The sequence below is a fragment of the Bradyrhizobium cajani genome (assembly GCF_009759665.1).
In the GTDB taxonomy this organism is placed as follows: Bacteria; Pseudomonadota; Alphaproteobacteria; order Rhizobiales; family Xanthobacteraceae; genus Bradyrhizobium; species Bradyrhizobium cajani.
Map to the genome: position 1 here is coordinate 13616 of NZ_WQNE01000013.1, position 22561 is coordinate 36176.

General features: G+C 65.1%; 21 protein-coding genes and 1 tRNA gene. 17 read left to right on the forward strand and 5 right to left on the reverse strand.

The genetic code is table 11. The features are described from left to right. Positions 1 to 56: 56 nt before the first annotated feature. Positions 57 to 1697 carry an FAD-dependent oxidoreductase gene (locus GPL20_RS17185; RefSeq protein ID WP_246250641.1) on the reverse strand — a complete coding sequence of 547 codons (1641 nt, stop codon included), beginning with the start codon at positions 1695 to 1697 and terminating at the stop codon, positions 57 to 59. Positions 1698 to 1812: 115 nt separating this feature from the next. Between GPL20_RS17185 and GPL20_RS17190 the strand changes: the two genes are divergently transcribed. Then, entirely contained in the window at positions 1813 to 2721 is a 909-nt protein-coding gene (locus tag GPL20_RS17190; protein ID WP_157330706.1) for a LysR family transcriptional regulator, read from the forward strand. Between the two features lie 2 nt (positions 2722 to 2723). Here the strand turns inward: GPL20_RS17190 and GPL20_RS17195 are convergent. After that, positions 2724 to 2813: transfer RNA gene (locus GPL20_RS17195), tRNA-Ser, on the reverse strand. 136 nt (positions 2814 to 2949) lie between these two features. Here GPL20_RS17195 and GPL20_RS17200 point away from each other — a divergent pair. Continuing rightward, on the forward strand, positions 2950 to 3813 hold the full coding sequence (locus GPL20_RS17200) for an alpha/beta fold hydrolase (protein ID WP_157330707.1): 864 nt from the start codon (positions 2950 to 2952) through the stop codon (positions 3811 to 3813). A gap of 182 nt (positions 3814 to 3995) precedes the next feature. Here the strand turns inward: GPL20_RS17200 and GPL20_RS17205 are convergent, their stop codons facing one another. Continuing rightward, on the reverse strand, positions 3996 to 5126 hold the full coding sequence (locus GPL20_RS17205) for an ROK family protein (RefSeq protein WP_157330708.1): 1131 nt from the start codon (positions 5124 to 5126) through the stop codon (positions 3996 to 3998). A 327-nt stretch (positions 5127 to 5453) separates the two neighbouring features. Here GPL20_RS17205 and rplU point away from each other — a divergent pair, with 327 nt between their 5' ends. From rplU to GPL20_RS17220, 3 genes are all read left to right on the forward strand, one after another. After that, positions 5454 to 5840 carry a 50S ribosomal protein L21 gene (rplU, locus tag GPL20_RS17210; protein WP_157330709.1) on the forward strand — a complete coding sequence of 129 codons (387 nt, stop codon included), beginning with the start codon at positions 5454 to 5456 and terminating at the stop codon, positions 5838 to 5840. A gap of 102 nt (positions 5841 to 5942) precedes the next feature. Further along, positions 5943 to 6212: a 50S ribosomal protein L27 gene (rpmA, locus tag GPL20_RS17215; protein WP_018643862.1), complete on the forward strand. Its 270-nt coding sequence runs from the start codon at positions 5943 to 5945 to the stop codon at positions 6210 to 6212. A gap of 146 nt (positions 6213 to 6358) precedes the next feature. After that, entirely contained in the window at positions 6359 to 6952 is a 594-nt protein-coding gene (locus tag GPL20_RS17220) for a GNAT family N-acetyltransferase (RefSeq protein ID WP_157330710.1), read from the forward strand. Positions 6953 to 7141: 189 nt separating this feature from the next. Here GPL20_RS17220 and GPL20_RS17225 read toward each other — a convergent pair whose 3' ends face one another. Continuing rightward, positions 7142 to 8056 (reverse strand): DMT family transporter, encoded by a 915-nt coding sequence (locus GPL20_RS17225; protein ID WP_157330711.1) that lies wholly within the window; start codon positions 8054 to 8056, stop codon positions 7142 to 7144. 268 nt (positions 8057 to 8324) lie between these two features. On the opposite strand from GPL20_RS17225, the gene GPL20_RS17235 reads away from it, so the two are divergent. The 3 genes from GPL20_RS17235 (at position 8325) to GPL20_RS17245 (ending at position 11966) form a co-directional block, all read left to right on the forward strand. Continuing rightward, complete coding sequence (locus tag GPL20_RS17235; protein WP_157330713.1) at positions 8325 to 8804, forward strand: MaoC family dehydratase; 480 nt, start codon at positions 8325 to 8327, stop codon at positions 8802 to 8804. A 246-nt stretch (positions 8805 to 9050) separates the two neighbouring features. Beyond that, complete coding sequence (obgE, locus tag GPL20_RS17240) at positions 9051 to 10091, forward strand: GTPase ObgE (protein ID WP_157330714.1); 1041 nt, start codon at positions 9051 to 9053, stop codon at positions 10089 to 10091. 240 nt (positions 10092 to 10331) lie between these two features. Beyond that, a complete protein-coding gene (locus GPL20_RS17245) occupies positions 10332 to 11966 on the forward strand; it encodes an alkaline phosphatase family protein (protein ID WP_157330715.1) in 1635 nt (544 codons plus the stop codon). Between the two features lie 249 nt (positions 11967 to 12215). Here the strand turns inward: GPL20_RS17245 and GPL20_RS17250 are convergent, their stop codons facing one another. After that, a complete protein-coding gene (locus GPL20_RS17250; protein ID WP_157330716.1) occupies positions 12216 to 13178 on the reverse strand; it encodes a Bug family tripartite tricarboxylate transporter substrate binding protein in 963 nt (320 codons plus the stop codon). Between the two features lie 197 nt (positions 13179 to 13375). Here GPL20_RS17250 and proB point away from each other — a divergent pair, with 197 nt between their 5' ends. The 9 genes from proB to GPL20_RS17295 all read left to right on the forward strand — a co-directional run bounded on the left by proB (position 13376) and on the right by GPL20_RS17295 (position 22508). Then, positions 13376 to 14497 carry a glutamate 5-kinase gene (proB, locus tag GPL20_RS17255; protein ID WP_157330717.1) on the forward strand — a complete coding sequence of 374 codons (1122 nt, stop codon included), beginning with the start codon at positions 13376 to 13378 and terminating at the stop codon, positions 14495 to 14497. Between the two features lie 246 nt (positions 14498 to 14743). Next, complete coding sequence (locus GPL20_RS17260; protein WP_157330718.1) at positions 14744 to 16039, forward strand: glutamate-5-semialdehyde dehydrogenase; 1296 nt, start codon at positions 14744 to 14746, stop codon at positions 16037 to 16039. Between the two features lie 20 nt (positions 16040 to 16059). Beyond that, the gene (locus tag GPL20_RS17265) at positions 16060 to 16704 is read left to right on the forward strand and encodes a nicotinate-nucleotide adenylyltransferase (RefSeq protein WP_157330719.1); all 645 of its coding nucleotides are present in this window, start codon (positions 16060 to 16062) and stop codon (positions 16702 to 16704) included. Positions 16705 to 16912: 208 nt separating this feature from the next. After that, the gene (gene rsfS / locus GPL20_RS17270; RefSeq protein WP_157330720.1) at positions 16913 to 17269 is read left to right on the forward strand and encodes a ribosome silencing factor; all 357 of its coding nucleotides are present in this window, start codon (positions 16913 to 16915) and stop codon (positions 17267 to 17269) included. Positions 17270 to 17366: 97 nt separating this feature from the next. Then, positions 17367 to 17849, forward strand: coding sequence for a 23S rRNA (pseudouridine(1915)-N(3))-methyltransferase RlmH (gene rlmH / locus GPL20_RS17275; RefSeq protein WP_157330721.1), 483 nt, complete (start codon positions 17367 to 17369; stop codon positions 17847 to 17849). A 32-nt stretch (positions 17850 to 17881) separates the two neighbouring features. Then, a complete protein-coding gene (locus GPL20_RS17280; protein ID WP_157330722.1) occupies positions 17882 to 19204 on the forward strand; it encodes a murein hydrolase activator EnvC family protein in 1323 nt (440 codons plus the stop codon). Then, positions 19201 to 20556: a S41 family peptidase gene (locus tag GPL20_RS17285; RefSeq protein WP_157330723.1), complete on the forward strand. Its 1356-nt coding sequence runs from the start codon at positions 19201 to 19203 to the stop codon at positions 20554 to 20556. The genes GPL20_RS17280 and GPL20_RS17285 overlap by 4 nt, the downstream gene beginning before the upstream one ends. Positions 20557 to 20704: 148 nt before the next feature. Beyond that, positions 20705 to 21925, forward strand: coding sequence for a divergent polysaccharide deacetylase family protein (locus GPL20_RS17290; protein WP_157330724.1), 1221 nt, complete (start codon positions 20705 to 20707; stop codon positions 21923 to 21925). A 76-nt stretch (positions 21926 to 22001) separates the two neighbouring features. Continuing rightward, positions 22002 to 22508 carry an RNA pyrophosphohydrolase gene (locus tag GPL20_RS17295; protein ID WP_157330725.1) on the forward strand — a complete coding sequence of 169 codons (507 nt, stop codon included), beginning with the start codon at positions 22002 to 22004 and terminating at the stop codon, positions 22506 to 22508. The last annotated feature ends 53 nt before the right edge of the window (positions 22509 to 22561 follow it).

A 22561-nucleotide genomic window follows, 5' to 3' on the forward strand; every position in this document is an offset into this window, starting at 1 on the left:
GTTTGTGGGCGCCGACGCGACGGCCTGCGCCGTCGATCGGACAGCTCGATGTCGCGTTACGCCGCCGCGCCGGTGATGCGCGCCAGCAAGTCTTGCGGATTTTCGGGTGCGGTCTGCCCACGCCAGGCAATGTGCTGGTCCGGCCGGACCAGCACCAGCTTCTCGGCATAGGCGCCGTTCGCCTCATCAGGTGCGACGTCGATCAGCGCGAGCGGCATGCCGCGCGCCGCGGCGGCGGATTTGAGCCGCGCCACGTCGATCGCCGGATCGAACCGTAGCAATGCGTAGCCGGGACCGAATGCGTCGTAGAGCGATCGCCCGTCGCGCAGGAACAGATGCGGCGCACGTGCGCCCGGCACGGTGGAGGGCGCGAAGCTTCCCATCGCGTAGGGCGGCGGGGTTTCGCCGTCATAGGCGATGATCGGCGAGGCATCGTAGTAGTAGCCGAAGTTGAGGCCGGCGCAGCAATATTGCTGCACGTTGAGATCGTAGGCCGCTCTCGCCAGCGCTGCGCGCGCGGCGTGGCCGCGCGGGGTGTCATCCTCGATCTCTGCCGAGACGCCGCCGCGCTGCGCCATCATCTTCATCGCATGGTCCATCGCAAAGCGCGACACCTGCTCGGTGATGGGCTGGCGCTCCGCTTCATAGGCATCGAGGATCGACGCCGGCGCCCATCCGTTCAGATGCGCCGCCAATTGCCAGCAGAGATCGACGGCGTCGGCAATGCCCGCATTCATGCCGTAGCCCGCATAGGGCATCCACAGATGTGCGGCGTCGCCGCAGATGAAGACCCTGCGGTCGCGGAAGCGATCGGCCACCAGGCGACGCCCGACCCAGTCCTCCTTGCTGAGAACCTTGTACTCGAAGCGCGCGTCGACGCCGAGAATGGCGCGGATCGCCCAGTCGCGATCGACCGTGTCGAACTCCGGCTCGTCGGGCTTGAGGTGATTGTGGATCAGCCAGCGGTCGCGACCGTCGATCGCGACCGTGGTGCCCGAGCGTCGCGGATTGAGCGAAAGCACCATCCAGGCCGGCTTATGCGCGCCCATCAACTCCTTGAGCTGCGGGGCTTCGATATAGGTCGACTGCACGCGCTGGATCACCGGCGTGCCGGACAGGCTCGCACCGATCGATTTGCGGACGAGCGAGCGGCTGCCGTCGCAGCCGATCACGAAGCTGGCCTCGATGCGCAGCGAGCTGCCGCTGTCGAGGTCGCGGGCCAGCGCGACCACCTGGTCGCCGTTCTGTTCGATGTCGGTGATTTCCGTGCGCGCCAGAATAGTGATGCGCGGCTGGGCGGCGGCGTGGGCGAACAGAATCGGCTCGAGATAGACCTGGTTGATCCGGTGCGGCGGCTCCGGCGTCGGCCACCAGGTGTCGGGGCCGCCGGTTGCGGTGTAACGGCGCGCGCGGCTGGGAATATCGATGCGGCAGAGCTCGATGCCGGTCGCCGTGGTCCGATAGGAGCAGTCGTTGGGGAAGTCCGGGGGCAGCCCGGCGTCGCGCAGCTTTGCGGCGACGCCCAGCCGGCGGAAGACCTCCATCGAGCGGGCCGAGACGTGGTTGCATTTGACGCTGGGTGGATCGCCGGCGTGACGGATTTCCGCGACGACGACGTCGATCCCGCGCGAGGCCAGGTCCATCGCCGCGGTCAATCCCACGGGCCCGGCGCCCACGACCAGTACCTGTGTCTTCATGCTCGTTTCCATCCCTGGCGTCACCGCGACTTCGTTACCCGCGCAGCATGCATTTTATTGCAGGTCCGCTTATGAGATAAGCCGGAAAGGACTCATCAATTCATGAGCTTTGCCTATGAACGTCACCTTGCGGCAGCTACGGGCCTTCACCGGCGTCTATCGCACGCGCAGCATCACGCGCGCCGCGCGCGAGCTGGGGATCACGCAATCGGCGGTGAGCCTCCTGATCCAGCAGCTCGAGATCCAGCTCGGCGTCAAACTGTTCGATCGCTCCACGCGCTCGGTGCAGCCGACGCTGGCCGCCGACGAGGCGTTTCACGACGCCGAACGGATGCTGAGCGATGCGCAGGGCCTGTCGCGGCGGATGCGTGACCTCGCGCAGGCGCGCGCCGGCCGGGTCGCGTTTCTCGCCTCGGCCGGCGCTGCATCGGCGCTGCTGCCCCAGGTGCTCGCAAGATTCCGTGCAGGCCATCCCGACATCGAGATCGACATGCGCGACGTCGCCGCCGACGATCTCGTGCCGCGCATGATCGCAACCGATGCGGAGTTCGCGATCGGCAGCGTCGAAGGTGAGTTCGCGGAGATGACGGTCGAGACGCTGACCCGTGGGCGCCTGAGCGCGATCGGCCGGCGCAGCACCGACTTCGCCGCGCGGCGCGCGCTGACATGGGACGAGCTGGCGCAATTCCCGACGATCGCGATGCGGCGCGAGACGCGGATCCGCATGCAGATCGATCAGGCGCTGCTCGCGCAGGGCAAGCGCCTCGTTCCGACCTATGAAGTGACGCTGATCAACACCGCGCTCGCCATGACCGCGCAGGGCCTCGGCCTTGCCATCCTCCCCGCAACGATGCTGCCGGCCGATCAATTCCCGACGCTGATCGCAAGACCCCTGGTGCGGCCAGCGATCACGCGCCCGGTGTCGCTGCTCCAGCGGCGGGGTCGAACCCTGTCACCAGCGGCGCAGGCGTTCGTCGCAACGGCGCGGGCAGTGCTGGCGGAGCGATCGGGGCGGGAGTCTTGAGATGGCGGAGAGGGAGGGATTCGAACCCCCGATAGGCTTGCACCTATGCCGCATTTCGAGTGCGGTGCATTCAACCACTCTGCCACCTCTCCTGAAGGTGCCGATAAGAGGTAGGAACCCCTGTGGTCGGGGCGTGTAATAGGCGAGGATGGCCGGCCAGACAAGGCGCGAAGGACGAAAATCCGTCGCCTCCTTCATCCATTTCCCGCTCATTCCGGAGGAACCGCCATGGAGCATCTGACGATCGCGGCCAATGGCGCCAATTTCCACCTGGTCCGCACCGGGCGGGGCAAACCGCTGCTTTTGCTGCATGGTTGGCCGGAATTCTGGCTGACCTGGGAGCCGGTGATGGCGCGGCTTTCGGACCGTTTCACGCTGATCGCGCCCGACCTGCGGGGGTTCGGCGACAGCGACAAGCCGGACGGGCCCTATGGGCCGGATGGCCACGCGGCGGACATGCTGGCGCTGATGGACGGGCTCGGCATCGAGCGATTCGCCGTGGTCGGCCATGACGTCGGCGGTGCCGTCATGCAGCCGCTGGCCCGAACGGCGCCCGAGCGGGTGGCAGGGCTGTTCTTCTTCGACTTCGTCTATCCTGGCATCGGGCCGCGCATGGCGGCACCCGACCGGCTCAACCACATCTGGTACCAGTCCTTCCACCAGATGGAGATGGCCGAGCGGCTCGTCGGCGCGAGCCGCGAGACCTGCCTACTCTATATCAGCCACTTCCTGACGGGCTGGGCGCACCGGAAAAATGCCTTCGACGACGTCCTCGACGACTTCGCCGACAATTACTTCAAGAAGGGCAATCTCGCCGGCGGCTTTGCGCATTATCGCGCCTCGCACGCCGGGCGTATCGCGATGATGAAGGGGGAAGCCGTGCGGCTGCCGCCGATCAATGTGCCGACCTGCGTGCGCTGGGCCGAGCACGATCCGCTGTTTCCCTATGCCTGGACCGACCGGCTGGCGGAGACCTTCGGTGATGTCGATGTTGCGATGTTCCCTGGCGTCGGACACTTCCCGCATCGGGAAGATCCGGATCGCGCGGCCGCGGAGATCGCGGCATTCCTTCAGCGCATCGGCTGGGGCTGAATCTCGGAGCCCAACGGAGGGGTGGGACCGCCAGACGCGGTAAACACTGGCGGTCCCGTTGCCGCTCATTGAAATACTGGCCAGGAAGGGCGGCTTCGCCGGCCGAGTGAAGCGACGATTCGACCGTAGCTTGCAGCCGCCATCGCGCAACGCAAAGCGTCCCTTAACCTAACCAGTCAAGGTTACTCCTTGTCGTTCTTGGTCTTTTTCTTCCCGTTCTCCGTAGAGTCACGGTCTTTTTCGTTGCCGCCGTTCTTGCGGCGGTTGGTGAAGCGCGCATTGCCGAGCCCAGTGCCGATGGTGAGCACGCCCCAGCGCGCAACGTCCTGCATGAACGGCACTTCCGACAGCCCCTGCACCACGCCGTCATTGTGCATCAGGATCGCGGTGTCGTGCTCGCCGATCTCGGGAATGCCCTCGATCAGGCTCGCCGGCAGGTTGAACTTGCTGCTCTCCCAATTGCCCGGCAGGTTCTGCGCGCCCTTCTCGATGGAGCCGTCCGCGTTGATCACGCCGGGGCAGGCGATGCCGATGAACGGCGCGAGCTTAAAGCCTTCGGTTTCGGCCTCGGTGACCAGCCCCTTCAGCATCTTGGTGAGCCGTTTCACCGCGCCTTCACGCGTCGGCTCGTCGTCGACATGACGCCACAGCTCGGATTTCACCACCTTGGCCTTCGACAGGTCTTTTGCCTTTTTCCAGCTGGTTTCAACCAGGCCACAGCGGATGTTGGTGCCGCCGATGTCGACGGCGAGGATGCTGTCATGGGCCTCGAAGATCCAGGACGGCGCCAGATGCAGCGCGCCGATCAGGCCGGCTTCATCGGGGTGATGGCGGATCGGCATCATGTCGATCTTGGAGTCCTCGGCTTTCAGGATGATCTCGGCCCGCGCGATCGCGAGCTCGCCGAGCCGGGAATCGCGGAATCCTCCGCCGACGACGATGCGCTCGGTCTTGGCCCAGGCCTTGGTCTTGAGGAAACGGCGGGTGACGTAAGCGAGCTCCTGGGCGAAATCCTCGATCGCGCTGTGCACCACCGCGGAGGCTTCGGTGTCGTCGCCGACCAGTATGGCGTCCAGCGTCTTCTTGCTGATCTCGTCCGAAGGCTCCTTGCCGAACGGGTCCTCGCCGGTCTTGCGCAGCGGCTTGCGCCAGCGATCGAGGATATCGCGGAACGCGCCCTTGCTGGCGCGATCGCCGAGGAAGCCGTCCTCGTCCTTGATCTCGATGTTGAAGCTGTCGACGTCCACCGACGGCAGCCGCTCCGCGCCGTGATGGGCGATGCCTGTCGTCTTGACCAGTTCTTCGGTTGCCATGGAAGCCCTTGCCCGCCTGCAAATTCGAGGGACAACGGCGCGGGAACCCGTTGGTTGCAAGCAGCCTGCAGATTTGGCCGGAGGCCCTTTCGGCCGCCAAATCCTTCAAATCCGGGCCTTTTCCGGCGGTTTTCCTTGACTCTGGGCGGATCGCGGCTATAAGACCCACAGCCGGCGCGGGGCGTTTCTCGCGCCGCTTGTTTTTGCATGGGTTTTCAAAGGGATAACTCCCGCCCACGCAAAGCTCGCATAAACCCGTAGCGACTGACAAAAAGCCGGCCCGGACATCTGTCGCGAGGCCGGGATTGAACACGAAGGAAAAAAACGATGTTCGCAGTCATCAAAACCGGCGGCAAGCAATACCGCGTCGTGCCGGATGATGTTCTCGAAGTAGGCAAGATCGCCGGCGAAGTCGGCACGATCGTGCAGTTGAATGAAGTTCTGGTGGTCGGCGGCGACACGCCGGTCCTGGGCGTCCCGACGGTCGCGGGTGCGTCCGTTGCGGTCGAGGTGCTCGACCACAAGCGCGGGCCGAAGGTCATCGCGTTCAAGAAGCGCCGCCGCAAGAACTCGCGCCGCAAGCGCGGCTATCGCGACGAGATCACGGTTCTGCGCGTCACCGAGATCCTGACGGACGGCGCCAAGCCCACCAAGGGCCCGCGTCCGAAGAAGGAGAAGGTGGCCAAGGAGCCCGCAAAGGAAGCCGCCGAATAAATAGATTTGATCACGCCAATTCACGAATTGATGCGTGAGAAATCGTGAAATGATTCCGTCAAGGAATTGATCTAGAAATACGCAGGATTTCGGAGACGAGCCATGGCTCACAAAAAAGCAGGCGGTTCATCGCGTAACGGACGCGATTCAAAGGGCAAGCGCCTCGGTATCAAGGCGTTCGGCGGGGAGATCGTCACTCCCGGCAACATCATCGCGCGTCAACGCGGCACCACCTGGCACCCCGGCCTTAATGTCGGCATGGGCACGGACCACACTTTGTTCGCCAAGGTCGAAGGTCGTGTTGCGTTCCAGGCCAAAGCCAACGGCCGCACCTTCGTATCGGTGCTCCCGATCGCAGAGGCGGCTGAATAGACGGTGGATCAGATTGGAGTCCGCCGGGTCCTGACCAAACCGGCGGAGTCCTAGAGATCAAAAGATCGAAGGCTCCAGGGGAGGCGGGAAACCGGCCTCCCCTTTTCGTTGCTCACTTTGACTTAGTGACTTTCACGGAGCCGGACATGTTGCAGGATTTCTCGAGCGTGACCTTGCGGGAGGCGAGACCGAGCGTCGTCGCCACCGAGCGGCTGACCTTGCGGCGGCCGACACTCGCCGACGTCAGGACCATCGCCCGCCTCGCCAACGACCGCCGTGTCGCGGAAAACACCCGCCGCCTCCCGCATCCCTATTCGCAAGAGGATGCCGTCGAATTCGTCCGTGCCACCGCCGAGCTCGGCAGCGAGACCGTGTTCCTGATCGAGCACGACAGCGGGCCGATCGGCATGGTCGGCATCGACTGCTCGACACCCGACAATGCCGAGCTCGGCTACTGGCTCGGCGTCGAGCATTGGGGCCAGGGCTTTGCCACCGAGGCCGCGCGCGGCGCCATCGACTTCTTCTTCGAGGAGTTCGAGGACGATCATCTCTATGCCGGCGCGCGCGTCACCAATCCATCGTCGCGCAAAGTGCTGGAGAAGTGCGGCTTCCAGTGGAACGGCGTCCAGCTGCACCGCTTCCTGGCGCTGGGCTCCTCCACGCCGGTCGACTGCTTCCGCCTCTCCCGCGGCGTGTGGTCGTCGCTGAAGAGCTGGAGCAGTGCGCGAAGGATGAGGTAGGCGGAAGCGCGGCTACATGCGCAACTGTCGTCCCCGCGAAGGCGGGGACCCATAACCACAGGGAAGAGTGTGGGGCAAAGCTCCCACTCCGAGTCATCGCAAAACTGCTCCCTGTGGGTATGGGTCCCGGATCGGCGCTCCGCTTCGCTGCGCTTGTCCGGGACGACGATTGAGTTTTTGACGACGCCCTCACGCCGGCGGATTCACTTCCCCACTCGGCCGTCCCAGATCACGCTCGCGCAGGTAAATGTAGAACCCGGCGCCGATGATGATGGCGGCGCCGACGATGGTGGCGACTTCCGGCACGTCGCCGAACACGACGAAGCCGAAGATCACGGCCCAGACGATCATCGAATATTGGTAGGGCACCACCACGCTCGCCGGCGCGAGCTTGAGCGAGCGATTGACGCAGAACAGCGCCGTCACCGAGACGCAGCCCGCCAGTGCGAAGATCACGAGGCTGCCGGGTGTCGGCGGCACCCAGTGGAATGCCGAAAGCACGGCACCCAGCGAGAACGTGCCGACGAACTGCGAGGACGCCATCACGATGTCGGGCGTCTTGCGCAGGCTGCGCGTGATCAGCATCAACGTCGCAAACGACAGGCTGCCGCCGAGCGCGATCAGCGCCGGCAGGCTGACGGTCTGCGCGGAGGGGCGCAGCGCGATCAGCACGCCGCAGAAGCCGATCAGGATCGCGGTCCAGCGTCGCCAGCCGACCTTCTCCCTTAGGAAGATCGCCGACATCGCGGTGACGAAGATGGGGCCGGCAAGATAATAGGTGATGACGTCGGCGAGCGGCAGGTAGACGGTGGCGAGGAAGAAGGCCGCCACTTCCAGCGTCGACAGCACGACGCGAAACAGCTGCAGACCCGGCCGCTCCAGATGCAGGAACTGGTGACGCTGCTTCCAGACCAGCGGCGACAGCAAGAGCAGCGCCGCGCAGGCACGCAGGAACAAGAGCTGTCCCACCGAATAGGTCCCGACCAGGAATTTGCCCATGGCATCGCCGAACGAGAACATGAAGATCGACAGCACCATCAGCGCGATGCCGGCCAGCCGCGCCGAGCGGTCGTCATAGGCGGAGAGATTCTTGAAGAAGGGCATTGCCACGGGTGTTCGTTCGGGGGCTCGTCATTGCGAGGAGCTCTTGCGACGAAGCAATCCAGACTGTTTTCACGGAAGCAGTCTGGATTGCTTCGCTTCGCTCGCAATGACGAGCGGAGGGAGCGTCGAAAACCGGCGAGTAGACTCGCTTGCGGTCGTTTTAATGACGCAGGCGCTCGGGACAAGCCCGCTTCCGCCGAATTGAGCGGATTGTCGCACTCTTCGCATCGCGGTAGCGATAGGCGCCTCCCGAACCAAAGAGCATGATATGACCGACTTCGATCCCTCCCAGCATCGCATGATCCCCACGCAACGCTGGTTTGAGGATTTCGTCCTCGGCGAACGCTTCGTGCTGCCAAGCCGCACCCAGACCTCGGCCGTGTTCGCGGCGTTCCAGACCGCGAGCGGTGACACCCATCCGGTGCACTATGACGTGGAATATTGCCGCAGTCGCGGCATGTCGCATCTGCTCGCCCACGGCTTCCAGACCCTGATCCACACCGCGCCGGGCGCCGGCCTGTTTCCGTTCATGGTCGAGGAATCGCTGGTCGGCTTCCTCGAGCAATCGAGCCGGTTCCTCAAGCCCGTATTCGCCGACGACACCATCTATCCGGCACTCGAGGTTACCGAGCTCGTGCCGGGCCGCACGACTGGTGTCGTGACACTCGGGAGCACCGTGTTCAACCAGCGCAAGGAGCTGGTGCTGGAGGGGACACAGAAATTCCTGATCCGGAAGCGGCCCCTCTAACGTCATCCCCGCGAACGCGGGGATCCATAACCACAAGCGCGCGTCGTTTGACGAGATGGCCATGACCAATCTTCGCAAAATTCCTCCCTGTGGTTATAGGTCCCGGATCTGCGCTTCGCTTGTCCGGGACGACGGGTGGGAGCCGCCGGCCGGCGGGTTAAGCACAGGCCGAAATTCGCGGAATTTCCGCCGATTCACGGATAAGTTCGGGTTGCCGCGCGGGATCGGCTGGCCTACCTATGGCCCATGAAATTCCTCGACGAAGCAAAGGTCTATATCCGCTCCGGTGACGGCGGGAACGGCTGCGTGGCGTTCCGCCGCGAGAAGTTCATCGAATTCGGCGGTCCCTCCGGCGGCAATGGCGGCCGCGGCGGCAATGTGATCATCGAGGTCGCCGACGGCCTCAACACGCTGATCGACTACCGCTACCAGCAGCATTTCAAGGCCCAGAAGGGCGAGAACGGCATGGGCTCGGACCGCCATGGTGCCAATGGCAAGAACATCGTGCTGAAGGTGCCAGTCGGCACGCAGATATTCGACGAGGACCGCGAGACGCTGATCCACGACTTCACCAAGGTCGGCGAAAAATTCGTGCTGGCCGAGGGCGGCAATGGCGGCTTCGGCAATGCGCATTTCAAGTCCTCGACCAACCGCGCGCCGCGCAACGCCAATCCCGGCCAGCCGGGCGAAGAGCGCTGGATCTGGCTGCGGCTGAAGCTGATCGCCGATGCCGGCCTCGTCGGCATGCCCAATGCCGGCAAGTCGACCTTCCTCTCCAAGGTCAGCGCGGCGCGGCCGAAGATCGCGGACTATCCCTTCACCACACTGCATCCGCAGCTTGGTGTCGTGAACGCGGACGGCCGTGAATTCGTGCTGGCGGACATCCCTGGTCTCATCGAGGGCGCGCATGAAGGCACCGGCCTCGGCGACCGCTTCCTCGGCCATGTCGAGCGCTGCCGCGTGCTGCTGCATCTCATCGACGCAACCTGCGAGCATGCCGGCAAGACCTACAAGACGGTGCGCAAGGAGCTCGACGCCTATGGCGGCCAGCTCACCGACAAGATCGAGATCGTCGCGCTGAACAAGATCGACGCGGTCGAGCCGGACGAATTGAAGAAGCAGAAGGACCGTTTGAAGCGCGCCGCCAAGAAGACGCCGCTGCTGCTCTCCGGCGTGACCGGCCAGGGCGTCAAGGAAGCGCTGCGCGCGCTTGCGGACGTGATCGGCGAGAGCCCGGTCTCCGCCAAGGCGAAGAGCGCCGCTGAAGCGGAGCCGTGGTCGGCCTGAACTCTCTCCACACCGTCGTCCCCGCGAACACGGGGATCCATACCGCGTGATCTATCGGTTACGGCCGGTTGCAATACCGAACGACGAATCTTCGCCAAACTCCTCCCTGGGGTTATGGGTCCCTGCTTTCGCAGGGACGACAGCGGAGTGTGCGGGCGAGGGCATGCGCATCACTGGCAGGTTGCCTTCGTCAGCGCGATAGCGCAGCATCGAACAATCAAGAAAATGCAGGGATGACGCATGGCGCGCGCGAAGAACGTTCTCTGGATCATGTGCGACCAGCTTCGCTATGATTATCTCGGGTGCACCGGCCATCCCACGCTGAAGACGCCGAACATCGACGCCATGGCCAAGCGCGGCATGCTCTTCAGCAAGGCCTATGTGCAGTCGCCGATCTGCGGCCCGTCGCGGATGTCGTTCTACACCGGCCGCTACATGCGCTCGCACGGCTCGCACTGGAACGGCTGGCCATTGCGTGTCGGCGAGCCCACGCTTGGCGATCACCTCAACAAGATCGGCGTGCGCAACGTGCTGGTCGGCAAGACCCACATGGCGCCCGATCTCGAAGGCATGAAGGCGCTCGGCATCCCGCCGGAGTCGATGATCGGCGTGCATGTCGCCGAATGCGGGTTCGAGCCCTATGAGCGCGACGACGGCCTGCATCCGACCGGCCGGCCGCGCCCGAAATACGACGAGTACCTGCGCCAGCAGGGTTTTGACGCCACCAATCCCTGGGAGCATTGGGCCAATTCAGGGGCGGCCGAGGACGGCTCGTTGCAGAACGGCTGGCTGCTGGTGCATGCCGACAAGGCCGCGCGCGTGCCGGACGAACATTCCGAGACGCCGTACATGACGCGGCGCGCGATGAACTTCATCAGCGAGGCCGAGACCGACGGCCGGCCGTGGTGCCTGCACCTGTCCTACATCAAGCCGCACTGGCCCTACATTGCGCCCGAGCCTTACGCCGGCATGTATTCGACCGATGACATGATTCCGGTGATCCGCTCCGAGCGGGAGCGCCAGAACCCGCACCCGGTGTTCGGCGCCTACATGGACATGCGCTACTCCCGCAACATGGCGCGCGACGATGCCCGCGAGAAGGTGATCCCGACCTATATGGGCCTGATCACCCAGATCGACGACCAGATGGGCGTGCTGATGAAATTCCTGGAGGCGCGCGGCCTCCTGGACACCACCATGATCGTGTTCACCTCCGACCATGGCGACTATCTCGGCGATCACTGGATGGGCGAGAAGGATCTGTTCCACGAACAGTCGGCGAAGATCCCGCTGATCATCATCGATCCCTCCAGGGAAGCCGACGCCACGCGCGGCACGCACAGCGATGCGTTGGTCGAGGCGATCGATCTCGCACCGACCTTCGTCGATTATTTCGGCGGCAAGGTGCCGGGCCACATCCTCGAAGGGCGTTCGCTGCTGCCGCTGCTGCGCGGTCCCACGCCGTCAGACTGGCGCAAGGTCGCATTCTCCGAATACGACTACGCCATGCAGGATGTGCGGCTGAAGCTGAACCAGCCGATCGAGCGCTGCCGCCTGTTCATGGTGTTCGACGGCCGCTGGAAATACATCCACGCCTCCGGCTTCCGCCCGATGCTGTACGATCTCGAAACCGATCCGCAGGAGTATGTCGATCGCGGCGACGACCCAGAATGCGCCGCGATCATCGCGCGGCTCCAGGCCGAGCTGTTCGACTGGGCGCTGCATCCGAACGATCACATCACCACGCCGCGCGAGAAGATCGCGGCCTATGCCGACAACCAGCTCCAGGTGAAGGGCGGCGTCCTGATCGGCATCTGGGACGAGAAAGAGCTCGCGGCGATCAAGGACGGCATCGCGCAGCGCGCGAAGATGTGATTATCGACCCTCATGGTGAGGAGCGCGGAACGCGCGTCTCGAACCATGCAGGCCCCGCTGCAGCATACGGGCCTTTCATCCTTCGAGACGCCGCTTCGCGGCTCCTCAGGATGAGGAGTCGGTGGGGGGGCTCGCGGCTCTCTCAACGCGTCATGCCCGGGCTTGTCCCGGGCATCCACGTCTCGCGTCAGTCGCCGATGCACGTGAATGGCCGGGTCAAGCCCGGCCATGACGACGGCACGAGCGAAGCTAATTCTCGATTTTGTAGCCCGTCGCCTTCACGATCGGCTGCCAGAGCGCGGTGTTGGCGGCGAGTTCCTTGGTCAATCCCTCCGGGGCCGAGCCGACCGGGATCAAGCCGATTCCCGAGAGCTTTTCCTTCACCTCGGACCTGGCAAGCGCGGCACTCGCGGCGACACCGAGCCTGGCGGCGAAGTCCGGCGGGCTGCCGGCGGGAAGCCACATGCCGTACCAGGCATCAGCGACGAGATCGATGCCGCTCTCCTTCAGCGTCGGGACATCAGGTGCAAACGGCGAACGTTCTGCACTCGACACCGCGATGATCCTCACGCCCTTGGCGCGATGCTGCGGCAGCGCATCGGCCAATGTCGTGATGCCAAACGAGATGTGGCCGCCGACGATGTCGTTGAGGATGGGCGCGCTGCCGCGATAGGGCACGCGGGTCAGGGGAATGCCGAGGTCCTTCTCGAGCTTGGAGCCCATGAAATGCGGAATGGTGCCGTTGCTCGGCACCCCGAACGAGGTCTTGTCCGGATGCGCCTTCAGCCACGCCACGAAGCTCTTGAAATCAGTGGCCTCGACCGCCGGGTCGATCACCAGCGCAAATTCGAACCGCGCCAGCAGCGATACCGGCACAAAGTCCTTTGCCGTGTCGAAGCTCGGTGTCGTCTCCACTATCGGCAGCAGGTACATGGTCGGGCCCGTGGTCACCAGCACCATGCTGCCGTCAGGGCTTCCGCCCTTCACCGCCTTGATGCCGATCAGGCCGTCGCCGCCGGTGCGATTCTCGACCACGATGGTCCGTTGCAGCACCGGCGCCATCTCCTGCGCGATCAGCCGGCACAACGTGTCGCCGCCAGCTCCCGCTGCGAACGGGAAGATCATTTTCGTGAGCCCGGCCTGGGCTTGCGCCCCGTCCGCCTGCGCCAGCAGCGGCAAAAGGCATCCGGCCATGAATTTGCGGCGATCCATTCGTTTCCTCTTTCGGCCCGTTATCGTTGGCCGCAGTTAGAGCCAGGCGGACGCCCGACACAAGGCCGACATGCCCGTTTACCATGCCGGCTGCCTTGCGCCGGTCACCGTCCTGCTGCAAAAGCAGGGCTCATCGGCGCCGCCTGTCGCTCCGCCGTTTTCCAAGCAATTCGCATCCAGCGCCAACACACATACACATGGCCAGCCCCGAACTCAGTCAATTCCGCCGCATCGTCGTCAAGGTCGGCTCCGCACTGCTGGTGGATTCCGACCGGGGTGAGGTGCGCGCGTCGTGGCTGGCTGCGCTGGCCGACGACATGGCAAAACTCCACCGCGAGGGCCGCGACGTGCTGGTGGTCTCCTCCGGCTCGATCGCACTCGGCCGCAGCCGCCTCAAATTGCCGCGCGGTCCGCTGAAGCTCGAGGAGAGCCAGGCCGCCGCCGCGGTCGGCCAGATCGCGCTGGCCCGGATCTGGTCGGAGGTGCTGGGCGCCCACGGCATCGACGCCGGCCAGATCCTGGTGACGCTCCAGGACACCGAGGAGCGCCGCCGCTACCTCAATGCGCGCTCCACCATCGGCAAGCTCCTGGAGTGGCGCGCGATCCCCGTGATCAACGAGAACGACACGGTCGCCACCAACGAGATCCGCTATGGCGACAACGACCGCCTCGCCGCGCGCGTCGCCACCATGGCGAGCGCCGACTTGCTGGTGCTGCTGTCCGACATCGACGGCCTCTACGACGCCCCGCCGAAGAACAATCCGAACGCAAAGCTGATCCCGGTGGTCGAGAGCATCTCCTCGGAGATCGAGGCAGTGGCGGGAGACGCCGAGTCAGAATTGTCGCGCGGCGGCATGCGTACCAAGGTCGAAGCGGCAAAGATCGCCACCACCGGCGGCACGCATATGCTGATCGCCTCCGGCAAGATCGAGCATCCGCTCCAGGCGATCGCCGATGGCGGCCGCTGCACCTGGTTCCTGACGCCGGCCAATCCCATCACCTCACGCAAGCGCTGGATCGCGGGCACGCTGGAGCCGAAGGGCACGCTGACCATCGACGCCGGCGCGGTGACGGCGCTGCGCGCCGGGGCCAGCCTGCTGCCGGCCGGTGTGGTCAAGGTCGAGGGCCAGTTCGCCCGCGGTGATGCCGTGATCGTGCGCGGTCCTGATGGCAGCGAGGTCGGCCGCGGCCTGATCGCCTATGACGCCGAGGTCGCCGAGCGGATCAAGGGCCGCTCCTCCCCGGACGTGATGGCCATCCTCGGCATCAGCGGCAGGTCGGAGATGATCCACCGCGACGACTTGGTGGTGGGCGGATAGAGATACAGCCCGTCATTCCGGGATTGTCCGAAGGACCAGACCCGGAATCTCGAGATTCCGGGTTCGGTGCTAACGCACCGCCCCGGAATGACGCCGTCGGACGACATGAGAGCGGGACCGCGCCCGGAGGGCCGGGCCACCGGCCGAGCCTTGAACCCGCCGACCGAAGCCCTGCCATACCCTCCCCGCCCTTCGCAGACGCGGGATTTCCGTGCTAGGACACCGTCTTAGCAGAAGGTTGACCCCATGGCCGCCCCCCTCAAAGCCGTAGACGGCAATGCCGATCTCCAGGCGCTGATGTCCGATCTCGCAGCCAAAGCCCGCGCCGCCGCGCGCGTGCTGGCGCTGGCGCCGCCGGAGCAGAAGAACCGGGCGCTCGAGGCCATGGAGCGGGCGATCCGCAGCAACGCGGCGGCGATCCTCACTGCCAATGCCGAGGACGTGGCGGAAGCCCGCGCCTCCGGCAATGCCACCTCCTCCTTCATCGACCGCCTGACGCTGACGCCGGCGCGCGTCGAAGGGATGGCCGAGGGCATCGGCATCGTGCGCGGCATCGCCGATCCGATCGGGGTCGTCACCGAGAGCTGGCGGCGACCGAACGGCATGACCATCGAGCGCGTGCGCGTGCCGCTCGGCGTCGTCGGCGTGATCTTCGAGAGCCGGCCCAACGTTGCAGCCGACGCCGGCGTGCTGTGCTTGAAGTCCGGCAATGCCGTGATCCTGCGCGGCGGCTCGGACAGTTTCCGCTCCTGCCGCGCCATCCATGAATGCCTGGTGCAGGGCCTGCGCGAAGCGGGCCTGCCCGAGGCCGCGATCACGCTGGTGCCGACGCGTGACCGCGCCGCGGTCGGTATGATGCTATCAGGGTTGAACGGCGCCATCGACGTGATCGTGCCGCGTGGCGGCAAGAGCCTCGTCGCACGGGTCGAGCAGGAAGCGCGCGTGCCGGTGTTCGCGCATCTCGAAGGCGTCAACCATGTCTATGTCGACGGCAGCGCCGACCTCGCCATGGCGAAGTCGATCGTGCTCAACGCCAAGATGCGACGCACCGGCGTCTGCGGCGCGGCGGAGACGCTGCTGGTCGACCGCGCGGCTGCTGCGTCAAACCTGAAACCGCTGGTGGAGATGCTGCTCGAAGCCGGCTGCGAGGTGCGCGGCGACGATGCGGTGCAGGGAATGGATGCACGTGTAAAGCCTGCGAGCGAAGACGATTGGGACACCGAATATCTCGACGCGATCATCGCGGCGAAGGTGGTGGACGGTGTCGACGGCGCGATCGCGCACATCCAGGATCACGGCTCGCATCACACCGATGCGATCGTGAGCCAGGATGAGCTTGCGGCGACAAAATTCCTGAGCGAAGTCGATTCCGCGATCGTGCTGCACAACGCCTCGACGCAATTCGCCGATGGCGGCGAGTTCGGCTTCGGCGCCGAGATCGGCATTGCCACCGGACGGTTTCATGCCCGCGGCCCTGTCGGCGCCGAGCAGTTGACGAGCTTCAAATATCGCGTTCGCGGCACCGGGCAGACGCGGCCGTAAGCAACGTCGCGGGGCGGGCATTGAGCAACCATTTCGTCGTGCCGCGTTTCGTGGCGCAAGCGGTCCCGCCCTCGACCTCGGGCATGCGCATCGGCCTGCTCGGCGGCTCCTTCAACCCGCCGCACCAGGCTCATCGCGCCATCAGCCAGTTCGCGCTGAAGCGATTGCAACTCGATCGCGTCTGGTGGCTGGTGACCCCCGGCAATCCGCTGAAGGAGAACGGCAACCTGCATGAGCTCGGCGAGCGCATGCAGGCAGCCCGTGACGTCGCGAACGATCCGCGGATCGAGGTGAGCTGTCTCGAATCCGTCATTCGCACCCGCTATACTATCGACACGATCAACACCTTGCGCCGCCGCTTCTCTGGCTTGCGCTTTGTCTGGATTATGGGCGCCGACAACCTCGCTCAATTCCATCGTTGGCAGGACTGGCGGCGCATCGCCGCCCAGATGCCGATTGCAGTGATCGATCGCCCGCCGCAGAGCTTTCGCGCCCTCGCCTCTCCCGCCGCCAAGGCGCTATCGCGTTACCGTCTGCCCGAGGAGAAAGCAGCGCTGCTTGCGGATCGGCCGGCGCCGGCCTGGGTCTTTCTGACCGGATTGAAGCTGAACCTCTCCTCGACGGGCCTGCGGAACCCGGACGGGAGCTGGAAAGGTACGAAGTGAGACAGAGTGTGCGGAAGGTGTGTGGGCTCCGGACTCTCTGGCATATTGAAACCCTTAACCCCACATGATGTAGTGTCACCAGTGAGCGTCGGATTCGGCGTTCGCGATACAGTGAAAGGAATGGTCCCTGGCCACATCTGTATTGTCCAAGTCTGTTTTACCCAAGGTTGCTAAGCCTACGCGTAAAACATCGACCCAAGCTGCGGCCTTGAAGGCGCAACCCGACGCCGACAAGACGCTGAGCCTGATCCTCTCCCGCCTCGAGGATATGAAGGCGGAAGAGACGGTCACAATCGACCTTCGCGGCAAATCGGCGTATTCCGACTACATGATCGTCACCACCGGCCGGGCCAACCGGCACGTTGGCGCGATCGCGGACAACGTCACGAAGGGCCTCAAGGAAAACGGCATCAAGAACATCCATGTCGAGGGCTTGCCCAATTGCGACTGGGTGCTGATCGATTCCGGCGATGTGATCGTGCACGTGTTCAGACCCGAAGTCCGCGAGTTCTACAACCTCGAGAGGTTGTACACGCAGGGCCCAGGGGCGGCGAAGGCGATCTAGAGGCCTGAAGAGCCGATTTCAAATCGGCTGGCGCGCATGCTAGCGTCGTGCGCGCGCTTGATGCGCGCGGTCTTGAAAACACGGCGCTGAAGACGTCATGCGTGTTGCTGTCATTGCGGTGGGCCGGCTGAAGCAGGGCCCCGAACGGGAGCTTGCCGACCGCTATTTCGGGCGGTTCGACGAAGCCGGCCGCAAGCTCGGATTCCGCGAGCTCGCCATCCATGAAATTCCCGAAAGCCGCGCGCGCGACGCCGCGACACGGATGGCCGAAGAGGCGGCGGCGATCAGCGCGCATATTCCGGACAAGGCGATCCTGGTGGCGCTGGACGAGCGTGGCCAGAATCTCGACTCCACCGTATTCGCACGGCATCTCGGGCGCTGGCGCGACGAGGGTGCCGGACATACTATCTTCGTGATCGGAGGGGCGGACGGACTTTCGCCCGAATTGCGCCGTAAGGCCAAGCTCGCGATCGCGTTCGGCTCTGCGACCTGGCCGCACCAAATGGTCCGCGTCATGCTTCTGGAACAGCTTTATCGGGCCGCCACCATCCTGGCCGGCCACCCCTATCACCGCGCGTGAAGCGCGCCATAACGAGCACCTTTGCCGACGCGATGCGGACGCCGATTCTCAACCTGTTGCTGATCGCAAGCTTTGCCGGCGCAAGCCTCGCGCAAGCTCAGACGGCGACGCCGCCGCAGACCGCGGCGATCTCGCCCGATGCGATCAAGCAGCGCGAGCAGGAGCTGGAAGCCGCACGCGCCAGGCAGAAGAGCGCCGAGGAGGCGCAGGCCAAGCTCAAAGCCGAGATCACCGCGCTCGGCCAGGACCGCACCCAGCTCAATCAGCAGCTGATCGATACCGCCGCCAATGTGCGCGCCGTCGAGACCAAGATCGACGAAGCCGAGGCGCGGCTGCGAAACCTGAACGGCCGCGAGCAGGAGATGCGCGCCTCGCTCGATTCGCGTCGCGCCGACATCGTCGAGGTGCTGGCGGCCTTGCAGCGGGCCGGAAGGCGGACGCCGCCGGCGCTGCTGGTGCGGCCCGAAGATGCGCTGCAATCGTTACGCACGGCGATGCTGCTCGGCGCAGTGGTGCCCGAGTTGCGCGGCCGCGCCGAAAAGATCGCGGGCGAGCTCGGCGAGCTCGTGGCCTTGCGCAAGAATATCGCCGTCGAACGCGACCAGCTTGCCGTGGACCGCGACAGGGTCCGCAACGACCAGACCCGGCTCACTGCCCTGGTCGACGAGCGGCAACGCCAGCAGGCCGCGCGGGAAAAGGATCTCGACGCCGAGAATTCGCGGGCCATCGCACTCTCGAAACAGGTCGGCGATCTCCAGGGGCTGATCACCAAGATGGAGCAGGACCTGCAGAGCGCCGCCAAGGCTGCTGAGAAGGCGGCCGAGGCCGCAAGGCAGGCCGAGGCGAAGGCGGCTGCGAGCGCCAAGTCCGGTCCGGCCGCATTCAAGGACCGCTCCCGGACCAGCCCGGCGATCGCCTTCGCCTCCGCCAAGGGACTGCTGCCTCTTCCGGTTAACGGTAACAAGATCAGGGATTTTGGCGGTTCCGACGGGGTCGGCGGGGTTCAGAAGGGCATTTCCCTGGCCAGCAAGTCCGGCTCCCAGGTCACAACGCCGTGTGACGGCTGGGTGGTCTATGCCGGTCCGTTCCGCAGCTATGGACAACTCTTGATCCTAAACGCCGGGGGCGGGTATCATGTCCTGATCGCCGGGATGGAGCGCATTTCGGTCAACATCGGACAGTTTGTGCTCACGGGGGAGCCTGTCGCGACCATGGGGTCGACCTCTCAAGTCGCCTCCATTCTCGCCACGAACGCGAGTCAACCTGTGCTGTATGTCGAGTTCCGTAAAGACGGCACTCCAATCGATCCAGGCCCATGGTGGGCCGCAAATGAAGGCGAGAAGGTTCGCGGATGATGCGCAAGACTTCAGTAATCCTCCTCAGCGCGGCCACCGGTGCGGCGCTGACGCTGTTCGTGACCCAGCCGCGCGCGGTCTTCATGGGCTCCAGCGCGCGAGCCGCCACCGCGGACACCTATCGCCAGCTCAACCTGTTCGGCGACGTCTTCGAGCGCGTGCGCTCCGACTATGTCGAGAAGCCCGACGACACCAAGCTGATCGAATCCGCGATCAGCGGCATGCTCACCGGCCTCGATCCGCATTCGAGCTACATGGACGCCAAGAGCTTCCGCGACATGCAGGTGCAGACGCGCGGTGAGTTCGGCGGCCTCGGCATCGAGGTCACGATGGAAGACGGCCTGATCAAGGTGGTCTCGCCGATCGACGACACGCCGGCCTCGCGCGCCGGCATCATGGCCAACGACATCATCACCAATCTCGACGACGAAGCGGTGCAGGGCCTGACCCTGAACCAGGCGGTCGAGAAGATGCGCGGTCCGGTCAACACCAAGATCAAGCTCAAGATCATCCGCAAGGGCCAGGACAATCCGCTCGACGTCACGCTGGTGCGCGACAACATCCGCGTCCGCTCGGTGCGCGCGCGCGTCGAGGCCGACGACATCGCCTATATCCGCATCACCACCTTCAACGAGCAGACCACCGAAGGCCTGAAGCGCGAGGTCACCAATCTCTCGAATCAGATCGGCGACAAGCTGAAGGGCTACATCATCGACCTGCGCAACAACCCGGGCGGCCTGCTCGAGGAAGCGGTCACCGTCTCCGACTCGTTCCTGGAGAAGGGCGAGATCGTCTCGACCCGCGGCCGCAATGCCGAGGAGACCCAGCGCCGCACCGCGCATTCGGGCGACCTCACCAAGGGCAAGCCGGTCATCGTGCTGGTCAATGGCGGTTCGGCCTCGGCATCCGAGATCGTCGCCGGCGCGCTGCAGGACCACAAGCGCGCGACCATCGTCGGCACCCGCTCGTTCGGCAAGGGCTCGGTGCAGACCATCATTCCGCTCGGCTCGGGCAACGGCGCGCTGCGGCTGACCACGGCGCGCTATTACACGCCGTCCGGCAAGTCGATCCAGGCCAAGGGCATCGTGCCCGACATCGAAGTGCTCCAGGACGTGCCGGACGAGCTGAAGTCGCGTACCGACACCAAGGGCGAAGCTTCGCTCCGCGGCCATCTGAAGAACGATGGCGACGAGAAGACCGGCTCGCAGTCCTACGTGCCGCCGGATGCCAAGGACGACAAGGCGCTCAAGCTCGCCGACGACCTGCTCCACGGCATCAAGAACAGCGCCTCCGCAGCGCCCACGCCGGGCGGCGACAAGGCGGCCGCCGACAAGCCCAAAGCGGCAAACTAAGTCGGCGCTACCAACGCGATCTCGCGAAAAGGGCGGCTCCAAGGGGCCGCCCTTTTTGCTTGGGTCTCCTGCTGTCCCCGGCCTTTCCCGGCCTGCCGTCGCTTGACCTCGGCGTGGTATCGTCGGCACGAGTGATTCGGGATCGCGCATGACTGAAACGGCCGATGATCTGAGCGCCCCGCTCGGACAGGACAAGCCGCGCCGCAAACGCCGGCTACGGCTGCCGTTCACCGCCATGCAGTTGCTCGCCGTCCTGCTGGGCCTGTTCCTCGTCACCTTTGCCGGCTTTGCCATCTTCAACAAGGATCCGCTCGGCGGCGAGCCGATGACGCGGATCGCGATCCGCGAGCCCAAGGCAACGGACAAGGCGACGGACGAGAAGCCCGCCGCCGGCCATGGTCAGGAGACCAAGCAAGAGACCAAGGAGGCGCCGAAGCAGGCGGGCGAACAGAAGACCGTCACCATGATCGACGGCTCCACCGGCGCACGCCATGACGTCGTGATCGGCGCCGGCGATGCCGCCGACAGGGGCGATGCGGCGGCCGCGTCCGCGCCGCCGCCCGTCATGGCCGGGATCGACCCGAAACTGCTGGAGAAGTCGCGCTACGGCATGATCCCCATGGTCGCCGGCGACCTGAAGCCGTTCAACGTCTACGCCGCCGACGCCGACCGCGCCAAGGCGGCCAAGATGCCGGTGGTCGCGATCGTGATCGGCGGCCTCGGTGTCGGCGCCGCCAAGACCACCGACGCGATCATGAAGCTGCCGCCGGCGGTGACGCTGGCCTTCACGCCCTATGGGTCCGACCCCGGCAAGCTCGCCGAGCGGGCCCGCGCCCAGCGCCACGAGATCTTCCTCCAGATCCCGATGGAGCCCTACGATTTCCCCGACAACGATCCGGGGCCGCAAACGCTGCTGACCTCGCTGAGCCCCGACCAGAACATGGACCGCCTGTACTGGCACCTGAGCCGGATGCAGGGCTATGCCGGCATCGCCAATTTCATGGGCGCGCGCTTCGTCGCCACCGACGCGGCGATGCAGCCGATCATCCGCGAGGCGGCCAAGCGCGGTCTCGGCTTCTTCGACGACGGCTCCTCGCCCCGCAGCATCGCGTCGCAGGCCGCCGCCAACCAGGCCATGCCGTTCGGCAAGGGCGACATCGCACTCGACGTGGTGCCGACCTCGACCGAGATCGACCGCGCCCTGAACAAGCTCGAATCGACGGCACGCGAGCGCGGCGCCGCCATCGGCACCGCCTCGGCCCTTCCCGTCTCGATCGAGCGCATCGGCGCCTGGATCAAGACATTGGGCGACCGGGGTATCCTTTTGGTGCCATTGACAACCGCGATGCTGAAATCAAAATCCAGCTAAATCAACGGATTGGTACGGCACGGGTCCCGCGGGGGCCGGTCAAGCCCTACCGATAGGACGCATGAGGTCTGGCGGAATGGCGCGTTACGAGGATCTGCCCTACCGGACTTGCGTCGGTGTCATGCTCATCAACACGAAAGGCCTGGTGTTCATCGGCCGCCGCGCCGGCGGCATCGAGCATGTCGACGACGCCCATGTCTGGCAGATGCCGCAAGGCGGCGTCGATCCCGGCGAGGACACCTGGGAGGCGGCCAAGCGCGAGCTCTATGAGGAGACCAGCGTGCGCTCGGTCGAGCGCCTCGGCGAGGTTCCGGACTGGCTGATCTACGACATCCCGCGCACCGTGGCGGGCCGCGCCTGGAAGGGCCGCTACCGCGGCCAGCGCCAGAAATGGTTCGCGGTGCGCTTCACCGGCAAGGACAGCGAGATCAACGTCGAGAAGCCCGGCGGCGGTGGCCACAAGGCCGAATTCGTGAGCTGGCGCTGGGAGCCGATGAAGAACCTCCCCGGGCTGATCATCCCGTTCAAGCGCCCGGTCTATGAGCGCGTGGTGAAGGAATTTTCCGGACTCGCAGATGAATAATTGAAGTTGTCATCCCGGCTTCGGTGCTAATGCATCGCCGGCAGGACAACGAG